The following is a 13,559-nucleotide window of genomic DNA, read 5'->3' as shown; positions in this document are numbered from 1 at the left end:
ACAAGCTGACCGGATTTTAAGTTTCCGGCAGATCACGCTTGAGCTCTGTCAGGGAGCCATGACGGTCACCCGGCAGTTCCATGGTCTCGCAGGTGCCCTTGGGAACCAGGGTCCAGGCATTGCCCTGATAGTCGATGGTGGATGTCCCGGCGCAGGTGGTGCCCGGACCGGCCTTGCAGTCGTTCTGGCCTTTCAGGGAAACGCCGTAGCACTTTTCCTTCGCCTCCGCTTGAGCCGGTGTCGTCTGCAAACCGGCAACTGCCGTTGCTACTGCGCCGGCGACGATCGCTGCGGACATAGCCATATGTTTCATCTCGAACTCCTTTGGTCGTTCCTCGAATTCACCCCTGAGCCATCGCCTTTCCAAAGAAGCGAGGCACACGAAATTACATGAGCGTCCTGACGATAAATAGGAAATCAAACGGACGTTACCCTTTTGCGAGTGCTGCACGAGAAAATTTTAACGGACGCAAGATTGTTTCTCAAAACCGGCTGATTTCGACCTTTCCGGACGATTGGCACTTTCCCCGCGAAACAACTATAATAGCGGCATGAAGAAACACTCTTGCCCCTGGCTGAGAAATCTGTCATGGTCGCGCCGGAATTAGGACAGGGATACTGTCCCAATTACCGCGAGATTGCAGACTGGCACCACGACCGGTCTGCAAACGGCGATCAGGTTGACCAGCGCGGGTCCCGAAGAGGGTTCGTAGCATAGCGAGACGGAAAGTTTCGGCAGCGGGCATCCGCTGCGTCATTGCGACGGTTGGTTTTGACAGACCGGCGCAGTAAATACAACGACAGAGCCGAGGCAGGAAAGCCAGGGTTCGCCGAGCCGCATTCTTGATGGAATGCGACCCGAACGGAACCGGACGCTTGAGGCCACGGCGGCACTGGGGTTTACAGTGAGGGCGCATATGACGAATTCAGAGCTGACGACCAGCACAGCCTTGCAAGCCGGAGGCGCGGACATGAACACCGCCACCACCACCCTTGCCGAACGACTGAGCACGGCCGCCGAGAAAGGGCTCTACAATCCGTCGCGCGAGCACGATGCCTGCGGTGTCGGCTTCGTTACCCATCTCAAGGGCGAGAAATCGCACAAGATCATCGCGGACGGCCTGCAGGTTCTGGAGAACCTGACCCACCGCGGCGCGGTCGGTGCGGACCCGCTCATGGGCGACGGTGCCGGCATGCTGGTGCAGATTCCACACGCCTTCTTTGCGGACGAAATGGAAAAGGCCGGCGTGACGCTGCCGCAGCCGGGCGAATACGGCGTCGGCTTCCTCTTCATGCCGCAGGATGCGGACCTGCGCGCGACATGCGAGAAAATCGTCGAACGTGTCATCGCGGAAGAAGGCCAGGAGCTGATCGGCTGGCGCGATGTGCCGGTCGACAATTCATCCCTGTCCAAGGCAGCCGATATTGCCGCCACCGAACCGGTTTCCCGCCAGGTCTTCATCAGGAAGTCCAACGGCGACGACCAGACCGCGTTCGAGCGCCGTCTCTATGTTCTGCGCAAGGTGATCTCCAACCGGGTGCGCGCCGAGACCAATGCGGTTGGCAAGGGCTTTTATATCGTTTCGCTCTCCAGCCGCACCATCGTCTACAAGGGCATGTTCCTGGCCTACCAGCTCGGCGCCTATTATGCCGACCTGAAGGACGAGCGGTTCACCTCCGCGCTGGCGCTGGTGCACCAGCGCTTTTCCACCAACACCTTCCCCTCCTGGGACCTGTCGCACCCGTACCGCATGGTCGCCCACAACGGCGAGATCAATACGCTGCGCGGCAACGTCAACTGGATGGCCGCCCGTCAGGCCTCGGTTTCCTCCGCTCTGCTCGGCGACGACATTTCCAAGCTCTGGCCGATTTCCTATGAAGGCCAGTCGGATACCGCGTGTTTCGACAATGCGCTGGAATTCCTGGTCATGGGCGGATACTCGCTTGCTCATGCGGCCATGATGCTGATCCCGGAAGCCTGGGCCGGCAACCCGCTGATGGACGACAACCGCAGGGCCTTTTACGAGTATCACGCCGCCCTGATGGAGCCGTGGGACGGCCCGGCCGCCGTTGCCTTCACCGACGGGCGCCAGATCGGCGCGACGCTGGACCGCAACGGCCTGCGCCCGGCGCGCTACATCGTCACCAATGACGATTTCGTCATCATGTCTTCCGAAGTCGGTGTCCTGCCGGTCGAAGAAGAGCGCATCGCCCGCAAGTGGCGCCTGCAGCCGGGCAGGATGCTGCTGATCGACCTGGAAGAAGGCCGCATCGTTTCCGACGACGAGATCAAGCGTCAACTGTCGACGGCAAATCCCTACAAGGACTGGCTGCACCGCTCGCAGATCGTCCTGGAAGATCTTCCGGGCGTGCGCCAGCGCGCACCGGTCGCCGGGGAAAGCCTTCTCGACCGCCAGCAGGCCTTCGGCTACACCCAGGAAGACATCAAGCTTCTGATGACCCCGATGGCGACGGTCGGCCAGGAAGCCATCGGCTCCATGGGCACGGACACGCCGATCTCGGCCCTCTCCGACAAGTCGAAGCTGCTCTACACCTATTTCAAGCAGAACTTCGCTCAGGTCACCAACCCGCCGATCGACCCGATCCGCGAGGAACTGGTGATGAGCCTTGTCTCGTTCATCGGCCCGCGCCCGAACATCTTCGACCTGGAAGGCATGTCGACCTCCAAGCGCCTGGAAGTGCGCCAGCCGATCCTCACCAACGAGGATCTGGAGAAGATCCGTGCGATCGGCGACATCGCGGACAATCAGTTCTCCGCAAAGACGCTGGACATCACCTATAATTCCGAAAAAGGCGCCGCCGGCATGGAAGGCGCCCTGTCGGACCTGTGCGAGCGCGCAGAAAAGGCCGTCACGGACGGCTACAACATCATTATCCTCTCCGACCGCATGATCAGCCGGTCCCGGATCGCCATCCCGGCTCTCCTGGCGACGGCCGCCGTGCATCATCACCTGATCCGCAAGGGCCTGCGCACCTCCGTCGGTCTGGTGGTCGAGACCGGGGAAGCCCGCGAAGTTCACCACTTCTGCGTTCTGGCCGGCTACGGCGCGGAGGCGATCAACCCCTATCTCGCCTTCGAGACGCTCCTTTCCATGCACATGGAAATGGACTTCCCCGAAGAGGTCGATCAGGACGAGGTCGTCTGGCGCTACATCAAGTCGATCGACAAGGGCATTCTCAAGGTCATGTCCAAGATGGGCATTTCGACCTACCAGTCCTATTGCGGCGCCCAGATATTCGATGCCGTCGGCCTGTCCTCCGACTTCGTACGGCGGTATTTCTTCGGCACGGCCACCATGATCGAAGGCATCGGCCTGGACGAAGTCGCCGAGGAAACCGTCCTGCGTCACGCGGAAGCCTTCGGCGACGTCGCCATCCTGCGCCGCTCGCTCGACATCGGCGGCGAATACGCCTTCCGCAACCGCGGCGAAAGCCACATGTGGACGCCGTCTTCCGTCGCGACGCTTCAGCACGCGGTCCGCTCCGCACTGCCGGAAAAGTATCGCGAATTCGCCAAGCTGGTGAACGAGGAAAGCGGCCGCTACGCCATCCGAGGCCTGTTCCGCATCAAGGGCGCGGACGAAATCGGCCGCACTCCGATCGACATCGATCAGGTGGAATCGGCGGAGGACATCGTCAAACGCTTCGTCACCGGCGCCATGTCCTTCGGCTCCATCTCCCGCGAAGCCCATACGACGCTTGCCGTCGCCATGAACCGGATCGGCGGCAAGTCGAACACCGGGGAAGGCGGCGAGGAGCCGGAGCGTTTCAATCCGCTCCCGGACGGGTCCATGAACCCGCAGCGCTCCGCCATCAAGCAGGTTGCCTCGGGCCGTTTCGGCGTGACCACGGAATACCTGGTCAACTCCGACATGATCCAGATTAAGGTCGCCCAGGGCGCGAAGCCCGGCGAAGGCGGCCAGTTGCCGGGTCACAAGGTGGACGCGGTGATCGCGAAAGTGCGCCACTCGACACCGGGCGTCGGCCTGATTTCGCCGCCCCCGCACCATGACATCTATTCCATCGAGGATCTGGCGCAGCTCATCTACGACCTGAAGAACGTCAATCCGCGCGCCGATATCTCGGTCAAGCTGGTGTCTGAGGTCGGCGTGGGAACCGTTGCCGCCGGCGTCGCCAAGGCAAGAGCGGACCACATCACCATTTCCGGCTATGACGGCGGTACGGGCGCCTCTCCGCTCACTTCCATCAAGCATGCCGGGTCTCCGTGGGAAATCGGCCTTGCCGAAACCCAGCAGACCCTGGTCCTCAACGGCCTGCGCTCGCGCGTTGCCCTGCAGGTGGATGGCGGCCTGCGCACCGGCCGGGACGTCATCATCGGCGCTCTGCTGGGGGCCGACGAGTTCGGCTTCTCCACGGCTCCGCTGATCGCCGCCGGCTGCCTGATGATGCGCAAGTGTCACCTGAACACCTGCCCGGTCGGCATCGCCACCCAGGACCCCGTCCTGCGCAAGCGCTTCAAGGGTGCGCCGGAACACGTCATCAACTACTTCTTCTACGTTGCCGAGGAAGTGCGCGAACTGATGGCAGAGCTCGGCATTGCCAAGCTGGACCAACTCATCGGCCGTTCCGACTTCCTCGACAAGGAAGCGGCAATCGACCACTGGAAGGCCAAGGGCCTCGACTTCACGCGGATCTTCTTCCAGCCGGAAGCGGCCCCGGAAGAGACCCGCTGGACCAAGCGTCAGGAACATCCGATCGTCGACATTCTCGACCGCCGTCTTATTGCCGCGGCAAAGCCGGCGCTGGACGACCGCGAGCCGACGGTCATCGACGAGACCATCTGCTCGGTCGACCGCTCCGTCGGCGCCATGCTCTCCGGCGAAATCGCCCGGCGCTACGGCCACAAGGCGCTGAAGCATCCCGATACCCTCAAGATCAACCTGAAGGGCACCGCGGGCCAGGCATTCGGCGCCTTCCTGGCGCGTGGGGTCACCATCGACCTGGTGGGCGACGCCAACGACTATGTCGGCAAGGGTCTGTCAGGCGGCAAGCTGATCGTGCGTCCGCCGGAAAACACCCGCATCGTTCCGGAAGACTCCATCATCGTCGGCAACACCGTGCTCTACGGCGCGACCGAGGGCGAGTGCTACTTCCGCGGTGTGGCCGGTGAACGTTTCGCCGTCCGGAACTCCGGCGCCATCGCCGTTGTGGAAGGTGTCGGCGACCACGGCTGCGAATACATGACCGGCGGCGTTGTCGTCGTCATCGGCCAGACCGGACGCAACTTCGCGGCCGGCATGTCCGGCGGGATCGCCTATGTCCTCGACGAGGAAGGCTCATTCGGGTCCCGCTGCAACCTGGCGATGGTCGAACTCGAACCGGTGACGGAAGAGGACGACCTTCTGGAAAAGTTCCACCATCATGGCGGAGACATCGAGCACAAGGGACGCGTCGACGTTTCCTGCGACATGACCCGCCACGACGACGAGCGCCTGCGCCAGATGCTGGCCAAGCACCTGGAACTGACCGGCTCCACGAAGGCCGAAGCCATCCTCGACGACTGGGCCACCTACCGGCCGAAATTCGTCAAGGTCATGCCGGTCGAGTACCGGCGCGCGCTGCGGGAGATGGAAGAGCAGCGCCTTGGCATGGTCGCGGCCGAATAGCGGGACAACTTGAACAGCCTGGCTCTCGGCCGCGCTCCGCGGCCGGTCGCAGCCATCCAGATCAGCCGTCGTCCAAAAGCTGATCTTAGTCAAAATGGTAGAGGATCCTGTCCGAGTTCGTCTCGACCGGATGCTCCAAAGGACGCACTAGTTTGAGGAGGTCGCCTTGGGAAAGGTAACCGGTTTTTTGGAAATCGATCGGCAGGAACAGAAGTATCAGCCTGCGTCCGACCGTATTCGCCATTTCCGTGAATTCACGCTTCCGCTGAACGATCAGGAACTCGTCAACCAGGCGGCCCGCTGCATGGATTGCGGCATTCCCTTCTGTCACGGCCCCGACGGATGCCCGGTTGAGAACCAGATCCCGGACTGGAACGACCTGGTCTACCAGGGCGACTGGGACATCGCCCTGCGAAACCTGCATTCCACCAACAACTTCCCCGAATTCACCGGCCGCATCTGCCCCGCCCCGTGCGAAGAAGCCTGCACGCTCAACCTGGAAGACGTTCCGGTCAACATCAAGAGCGTTGAACAGGCCATTGCCGACAAGGGCTGGGAGCAAGGCTGGATCGTGCCGGAACCTTCGGCAACCAAGACCGGCAAGGCCGTTGCCATCGTCGGCTCAGGTCCCGCCGGCATGGCGGCGGCGCAGCAGCTCGCCCGGGCCGGGCACACCGTGCATGTCTACGAGCGCGAGCCGAAGGCCGGCGGACTGCTGCGCTACGGCATTCCCGACTTCAAGATGGAAAAGCACTATATCGACCGCCGGGTGAAGCAGATGGAAGCCGAGGGTGTCGTCTTCCATTACGGCGTCAATGTCGGCGTGACCGTCAGCCTGGAAGAGCTTGCCGAACGCCACGACGCGGTCATCCTGTGCGCAGGCGCCGAGCGCCCGCGCGACCCGGGCGTCGGCGGCATGGAACTCGAAGGCTGCCATTGGGCCATGCCCTATCTGGTTCAGCAGAACCGCCGCGTCGGCGGCGAACCGGAGGGCGATGAGGCGCCGATCTGGGCGGGCGGCAAGCATGTCGTCGTCATCGGCGGCGGCGACACGGCTTCGGACTGCGTCGGCACGGCCTTCCGCCAGGGCGCCCTTTCGGTGACCCAGCTCGATATCCGCCCGATCCCGCCGCTCAAGGAAGACAAGCTTGCGGTCTGGCCCTACTGGCCGACCAAATTCCGCACCTCCTCCTCCCAGGCGGAAGGCGCGGAACGCGAATTCTCCGCCGCGACACTCGGGCTCGTCGGCGAGGATGGCAAGGTCATCGGCGTCAAATGCGCGCGTGTCGATGAAAAACGCCGACCGATCGAAGGAACCGAGTTCATCCTGCGCGCGGACCTGGTTCTGGCCGCGATCGGGTTCTCCGGTCCGCTGCTCGACACCTACATCGCCCAGGCCGGCGACAAGCTGGAATTGGATGGCCGCACCAATGTGAAGGCCAATACCGAAGACTACAAGACCAGCATGGACAAGGTCTTTGCCGCCGGCGACGTCCGCAAGGGCCAGTCCCTGGTCGTCTGGGCGATCCGCGAAGGCCGCCAGGCCGCCCGGGCGGTTGACGAGTTGCTGACCGGCTCCTCCGACCTGCCGCGCTGAGTTCATAAGGCACGATCACGAAAAACCCCGCCGATTTTGCACTCGGTGGGGTTTTGTTTTGCGCTGGCAGCAGAGCTCTACGACCCGCCCGGAAAACGGCTTTCGCCGATCAGGGAGGAAGCCCCTTCGGCCCGTATGCGCGGGTCGTCCACGCGGCCGGGCATCGGCGGCAACGGTTCTCCTTTCACGAAGAAGTCGTAGGTGGCACTGTCCTGGTCGAGGCGGGCATCCTCCTCGCCGCCGAGAAGCAGCGCTTCGGGCGATGTCGTGCGGCCCGTCAGAACGACGAAGTTGGGGTCGTCCTCGACACCTTCGAAGGCCAGACCGCCATAGCCGCCGAGAATCCGGGTCAATTCGCGCTCGACGAAAAAGGCGACCTTCCGGTATCCGGCCCAGGTGAAATCGATCCGGTCGCTATCGCGCAGGCGCGCGTTCTTGCCGTCCACATCCGGCCCGTAGGAGGAATAACTGCCGTCCTCGGCCAGGAAGATGTCCCAGATATCGACATAGCGGACACGACGGTCTTCGGCCGCGCTCGTGAAGATGGAATTGAGCTGGGTGAAATCGCCATTGACGAGTTCTTCGTTCGTCGGCGGCAGGCCCGCCCACACGATCGGCTTTTTCTCCTGCCGGATAACGCGGACAAGCGCCCTCACCCTGTCCCGGTAAGTCTCCAGCCATTCCGCGGTCATGAACTCCACCGGCGGCTCTCCCGGAAACGGCTTGCCGAGGTCATGGCGTCCGATCATCACCACGACGGCCTGCACATCCGCCCCGCCGCGGATCTTGGAAAGCACCTCGGTCGGCCAGTCAGGGACGTTTTCGCCGATGAAGCCCGCCTTGTCCTCGGTGATCGCCTCGACACGGATCTGCGGCTTTTCCGAAAGCGTGAATTTGAGCCCGTCGGCGACGCCGCGTGCCATCCGGTCGCCCACAACAAGGATCACGCCTGCGTCCGGATCCTTCTCCACGATCTCGAATTTGGGCGGCGTGCCGGCAGGGCGCGTCACCCTTTGCTTGCGTTGTTGGACGGGCTGCTCTTGCTGCCTCTGGACCGGCCGCTTCTCCTTGCTCCCGAAGAGACGCTGCAGCGGAGCGAACGGATTGAAACCGCGAAATACCCCGTTCTGGGCAACCACGATCTCCCGGCCCGGCCCGTCCTGCGCCAGGACGGCGGTGATATCAATGCTCAGGAGAACGACAGCCAAGACCACGACAAGCCGCGCGAACGCTCTCGCTATGGTCCTGGCTCCATGTGGCCGGAAAGGCGCTTTCACTTGTGGCTCCCGACTGGACTGTGCTGGATCACCTGCATCCAGGCTGCCGCGCCTGCATGCATGCAGGCTTTGCTCCGGCCCAGTTTACCCGTCCACCTTCATGTGTGCCAGCAAAACCGCAGACGCATATCCGTCTGGCACCAGGCCGCGGGCGCTCTGGTAGGCGCGTATGCCGCGCCGGGTCGCGGGTCCGACCTGGCCGTCCACGTCACCCACCGTGAATCCCTGGCGGTTGAGAAGCGCCTGAAGCTCTTCGGTTTCCGACCGGCTGAGCGGGACGTATTCGCGAGCCCAGTCACCTTCCAGCGGCCCTCCGCCGATGATCCGGTCCGCAAGATGCCCGACAGCCAGGGCGTAGGCCGTCGCATTGTTGTAGCGCTTGATCACAAAGAAATTGCGCAGCATCAAAAAGGCGGGACCGCTTGCGCCCGCCGGCAGAACAATAATGGCATCATCCGAAGGACGCGGGAAATCCCTGCCATTTGTCCGGCGGATGCCGTGACGGCTCCATTCACCCAGCGTCAGCGTCTGTTCACCGTCAGCCAGGCGATAGTCGAAGCCGGACGGCAGCTCGACCTCATAGCCCCAGGTCTTGCCGGTCTGCCAGCCGTGCTTGTTGAGATAGGCCGCGGTCGATGCCAGCGCATCGGGGATCGACGTCCAGATGTCGCGCCGGCCGTCGCCGTCGTAGTCCGCCGCATAGGCCTTCCAGCTGGAAGGCATGAACTGGGTATGCCCCATGGCGCCAGCCCAGGAGCCTTCCATGTCCTGGAAACGCACATGGCCGGCCTGGACGATGCCGAGCGCAGTGACGAGCTCCTGTTGCCAGAAACTCTTGCGGCGCGGCGCGGCATAGGCGAGCGTCGCCAGGGCCTGGACGACATTGTGACGGCCCATATAGCCGCCGTAATTGGTTTCCATGCCCCAGATCGCCAGCACGACCTCACGGTTGACCCCGTAGCGGGCCTCGATCTGCCTCAGAACCGCTTCGTATTCGCGCAGCAGCTTGCGGCCCTTCTCGACGCGGTCGTCCGAGACGGCGCTGTCAAGATAATCCCAGATCGGCTTGACGAATTCGGACTGCTTGCTCATCAGGCGCAACGTGTCGTCGTCGGGCTGCATACCCGAAAAGACGGCGTTGTAGGTCTGGGAGGATATGCCGGCGGCCCGCGCGGTCGGCCAGAATTCGGAGACGAAGCGATTGAACCCGGCATCGGCTTGCGCCGGCAGGGACCAGGTCGTCAGGGCGCCTGCCAGGGCTGCCGCACCGGCAAGCCTCAACAGGGCGGATTTCCAGGGCTTATCCTGTGGCACTGATACCTTCACCTTAACATTTCGACGCACAATAGTCCGCATCAGGGCCTCCTTAAGCCCGTTCCGTGATTGCTTCAGCCCCACACCATCAATGATATTGTTTGGTTACCGCACCGTTAATGCCGGAAACGAAGACCTGCTTCAACTGCATTTTCCGTGTAATCGCTGCCCTCCTGCGAGCTGTCGAAGCGGCGATGCGTGTAATCGGCGGTCACAGCGACGTTCTGCGTCACGGCAAACGTGAGCCCGCCGAACCCGGTCAGGGTCTGTTCTTCGATCGAAACGCCTTCATAGGTGCGGTAGCTGTAGCCAACGCCGGTCTCGCCGACGAACCGGTCGCTGAAGGCATGGGCAAGGCGGAGGTCGCCGGAATAGATGATCGAGCCGCTCGCCCCGTCGATATCGGTTGAGGCAAAGCTGGTCCCGAGGCCGGCGGTGACGGTGGTCAGGCGGCTCGGCGACCAGACGAGCGAGCCGTCGAGCACCAGACCGGCAAGGTCCTCCAGCCGCTCGTCCTCGATATCCTCGATCCGCCAGCCGACGCCCAGCTCACCGGCAATCTTGGGCCCGGACGCGACGGTGAGGCCGCCGCGAAGCTGGTAGCCGTTGGCGTTGCGCTCCTCGCACAGGTTGTCGCTGCAGCCGTCATCATAGCGCCGCAGAAGCAGTGCGCCCTCGACAAAGGGCGAAAGCGTGCTGCCGGTATTGCCGTCGAGGCGCAGGCTGGCCGAATAGAGCGTGTTGTCCCGTCCGGTTTCCGAACCGCTGTCCGACGTATAGACATTCCGGTCGGCGCCGATCGAAGCCGTGGCCGCGACGAGGCCGAGCTGCCGGCGGGCGCCGAGGTTGCCCGAAAGCTCCTGAACATGATCCGTGCCCGACGATGCCTCGGCACTGCCGTCGTCTTCCTGAGAATAGGAATAGGAAAGACCGCTGGTCACCTCGGTCGCCTCGCTGAGGTCGAGGCGCAGGTTGGCCGCCGCCGCGAGCGATTTGTCATTGTCATCGGAGTCGTCCGGATAACCGGTATAGGACCCGCGCAAGGAGGCGTCGACCTGATGGCGCGACCAGTTGGAGGTCAGCGCGATGTCGGGAGAAAACCGGTAGAGGCCGCCGGCCGTACCGTTTGCCGACCCGGCGGTGTTGTCGCTCCAGCCGGACGTGACCGTCAGTTGCGGCGTCAACATGAAGGAGCCGAGGCGGATGCCTTCCGGAGCGTCGAAGGTCGTGTCGCCCTGAAAGACGCTGTCATCGATTCCCGGGTTGGTCAGTGGAACTGATCGGCCGACAGCCGCGATCCGGTCGGAAAACGGACGCACCGGCAGGACCGGCCCGGCCGGGCCGAGACCGTTCGAACCGAATTCGGCCTCCGCGGAATTGAGACTGCTTCTGAGTGCGTGCACATCGGCCTGGGTCGGATTGCGCTTCGCACTGCCGTCCGCCGGGTCCGCCGCATCTTCGGAGTCCAGCGCATCTGCCGGCTCCTCGCTGCCCCTCAAATCGGACAGCGCCGTCTGCGCCGCCGCGGGGGCGGCCTGCAAAAGGCCGGCACAGATTATCAGGAAGAGAATGCGGCGCATCAGGTGTCGGGACCGGTCGGATTTTCAATCCCGTTCAAACTGACGAAGGATGGTTAATGCTTCGTTTCCGTTTCGCAATTTGACAAGGTCCAACGCAGTTTCGCCATTAAATCCATTTAAAGAATCGCCGGTTCTTGATCCCGACCGCCGACTAGCCTAGTACGGGTGCAGTCAGTGCCCCTGGAGCATCCCTTTGCCAGACCCTCTTTCTGAACACGATCCGGACATGCCGTCCCTTTGCCTGGTGTCCGCTGAACGCACGCTCGAGACGGAAATCGCCGGCCTGAGTGCGGTCAGGGCTGCCTTGAAGGACGGTCTCGCCCGTCCTTTCCAGGACACCTGCGATCTCATCCAGAAGAGCCGGGGCCGTGTCATCGTGACGGGCATCGGCAAGAGCGGCCATATCGGCACGAAGATCGCCGCCAGCCTGGCCTCGACCGGCACCCCGTCCTTCTTCGTGCATGCCAGCGAGGCGAGCCACGGCGACTTGGGAATGATCACCGAGGCGGATGTCGTTCTGGCCCTGTCCTGGTCCGGCGAGACCCAGGAACTCGCCGGCATCGTCAGCTATACGCGCCGCTTCAAGGTGCCGCTTGTCGCCATCACGTCCCGCGAGGACAGCACTTTGGGCAAGGCGGCCGATATCGTCCTGAAACTGCCCAGCGTTGCGGAAGCCTGCCCGCACGGGCTGGCACCGACCACATCGGCGCTCATCCAGCTGGCGATCGGAGATGCGCTCGCGGTCGCTCTTCTGGAGGGGCGCGGCTTCACGGCACAGGATTTTCGCGTCTACCACCCGGGCGGCCGTTTGGGTGCGAGCCTGAAGACCGCCAGGGACATCATGCATTCCGGCGATCTGTTGCCGCTGGTTCCAGAATCCACCCCGATGAGCGAAGGCATTGTCCTGATGACGCAGAAGGGCTTCGGTGTCCTGGGCGTCACGGACGAGCTGAGGCAACTCATCGGGATCATCACCGACGGCGACCTGCGCCGCCATGTCTCTTCCAACCTTCTGGAAAAGACCGCCGGCGAGATCATGACCCGCGGTCCGAAAACCGTTGTGCCGGAGACCCTGTCCGCCAGCATCCTGGAACTGGTGAACAGCCTGTCGATCACTTCCGTTTTCGTAGTTTCGGACGGGCGTCCCGTCGGCATCGTCCACCTGCACGATCTGCTGCGGATCGGCGCTGCATAGGGACGGGCAAGGCGCCGCGATTCCGGTATCGGGGGTGCGCTGCAGGACGAAAAGTTGCTTTCGTGCGGCAGATAACGCGCCGCATTAGCATTTGATTAGCCATAGTCCTCTTAAACTGCACCCAAGTCTCGTTGGTTGAACCTTGGTGTGTGTACAGAATGGATCTGGCGACCCTCATCGGCATTATCGGTGCGTTCGGCATCGTGTTGGCCGCTATCTTCCTTGGCGGCAGCTTCGGACAGTTTGTCGACCTGCCCTCGGTCCTGATCGTGATCGGCGGCGGCCTCGCCGCCACGCTGGTCCGGTTCCAGCTGTCAGACATCCTTGCCGCATTCGTGACCGGCTCGAAAGTAGCCCTTGCGGGCCGCAGCGCAACCCCGCGCGACCTGATTTCCGAAATCACCAGCCTGAGCGAGATCGTCCGCAAATCCGGTCCCCTTGGTCTGGAGAATGTCGACGTATCGGACCCGGTACTGGCCAAGGGTGTCCAGTATATTGCCGACGGCTACGAGTTGGAGTTCATCAAGGAATCCATGGAACGCGAACGCGACCTCCAGCTTTCGCGGCTTTCCGAAGGCAGGCGCGTGTTCAAGGCACTGGGCGACTCCGCACCGGCCTTCGGCATGATCGGCACGCTTGTCGGTCTGGTGCAGATGCTTGCCAACATGGACGATCCGGCCGCCATCGGCCCGTCCATGGCGGTTGCGCTGCTCACCACGCTCTACGGAGCGCTTCTCGCCAACATCGTCTGTCTGCCGCTGGTGGACAAGCTCGACGCAAAATTCGACGTCGACGAGCTCAACCAGACACTGATCATCGACGGCGTCTGCCAGATCCGCGAATCCAAGAGCCCCGCGCTGATTAAGGAAATGCTTGTGGCCTACCTGCCGGAGAAGGCGCGCTCCGAAATGGTCGAGGCGGCCTAGGGTACGGAATCATGGGATCGAG

8 protein-coding genes are annotated in these 13,559 nt (G+C 62.9%); 4 read left to right on the top strand and 4 right to left on the bottom strand.

The genetic code is table 11. The annotated features are described in order from the left end of the window. Positions 1-16: 16 nt before the first annotated feature. Complete coding sequence (locus tag ON753_RS23670; protein WP_265966133.1) at positions 17-313, bottom strand: BufA1 family periplasmic bufferin-type metallophore; 297 nt, start codon at positions 311-313, stop codon at positions 17-19. Positions 314-971: 658 nt separating this feature from the next. Between ON753_RS23670 and gltB the strand changes: the two genes are divergently transcribed. Continuing rightward, positions 972-5,648, top strand: coding sequence for a glutamate synthase large subunit (gene gltB, locus ON753_RS23665; RefSeq protein WP_265966131.1), 4,677 nt, complete (start codon positions 972-974; stop codon positions 5,646-5,648). Between the two features lie 166 nt (positions 5,649-5,814). After that, positions 5,815-7,245 carry a glutamate synthase subunit beta gene (locus ON753_RS23660; RefSeq protein WP_265966128.1) on the top strand — a complete coding sequence of 477 codons (1,431 nt, stop codon included), beginning with the start codon at positions 5,815-5,817 and terminating at the stop codon, positions 7,243-7,245. Positions 7,246-7,322: 77 nt separating this feature from the next. Here the strand turns inward: ON753_RS23660 and ON753_RS23655 are convergent, their stop codons facing one another. The 3 genes from ON753_RS23655 to ON753_RS23645 all read right to left on the bottom strand — a co-directional run bounded on the left by ON753_RS23655 (position 7,323) and on the right by ON753_RS23645 (position 11,416). Next, positions 7,323-8,522: an SGNH/GDSL hydrolase family protein gene (locus ON753_RS23655; protein ID WP_265966126.1), complete on the bottom strand. Its 1,200-nt coding sequence runs from the start codon at positions 8,520-8,522 to the stop codon at positions 7,323-7,325. A gap of 84 nt (positions 8,523-8,606) precedes the next feature. Beyond that, the gene (locus tag ON753_RS23650) at positions 8,607-9,836 is read right to left on the bottom strand and encodes a lytic murein transglycosylase (protein WP_265966124.1); all 1,230 of its coding nucleotides are present in this window, start codon (positions 9,834-9,836) and stop codon (positions 8,607-8,609) included. Positions 9,837-9,952: 116 nt separating this feature from the next. After that, a complete protein-coding gene (locus ON753_RS23645; RefSeq protein ID WP_265966122.1) occupies positions 9,953-11,416 on the bottom strand; it encodes an outer membrane beta-barrel protein in 1,464 nt (487 codons plus the stop codon). Between the two features lie 226 nt (positions 11,417-11,642). On the opposite strand from ON753_RS23645, the gene ON753_RS23640 reads away from it, so the two are divergent. Further along, entirely contained in the window at positions 11,643-12,611 is a 969-nt protein-coding gene (locus ON753_RS23640) for a KpsF/GutQ family sugar-phosphate isomerase (RefSeq protein ID WP_265967247.1), read from the top strand. Between the two features lie 158 nt (positions 12,612-12,769). After that, the gene (locus ON753_RS23635; RefSeq protein ID WP_265966120.1) at positions 12,770-13,537 is read left to right on the top strand and encodes a motility protein A; all 768 of its coding nucleotides are present in this window, start codon (positions 12,770-12,772) and stop codon (positions 13,535-13,537) included. The last annotated feature ends 22 nt before the right edge of the window (positions 13,538-13,559 follow it).

Origin of the sequence: Roseibium salinum (assembly GCF_026240905.1) — a bacterium.
Classification (GTDB): domain Bacteria; phylum Pseudomonadota; class Alphaproteobacteria; order Rhizobiales; family Stappiaceae; genus Roseibium; species Roseibium salinum.
This window is presented reverse-complemented; position numbering and strand designations above follow the sequence as displayed.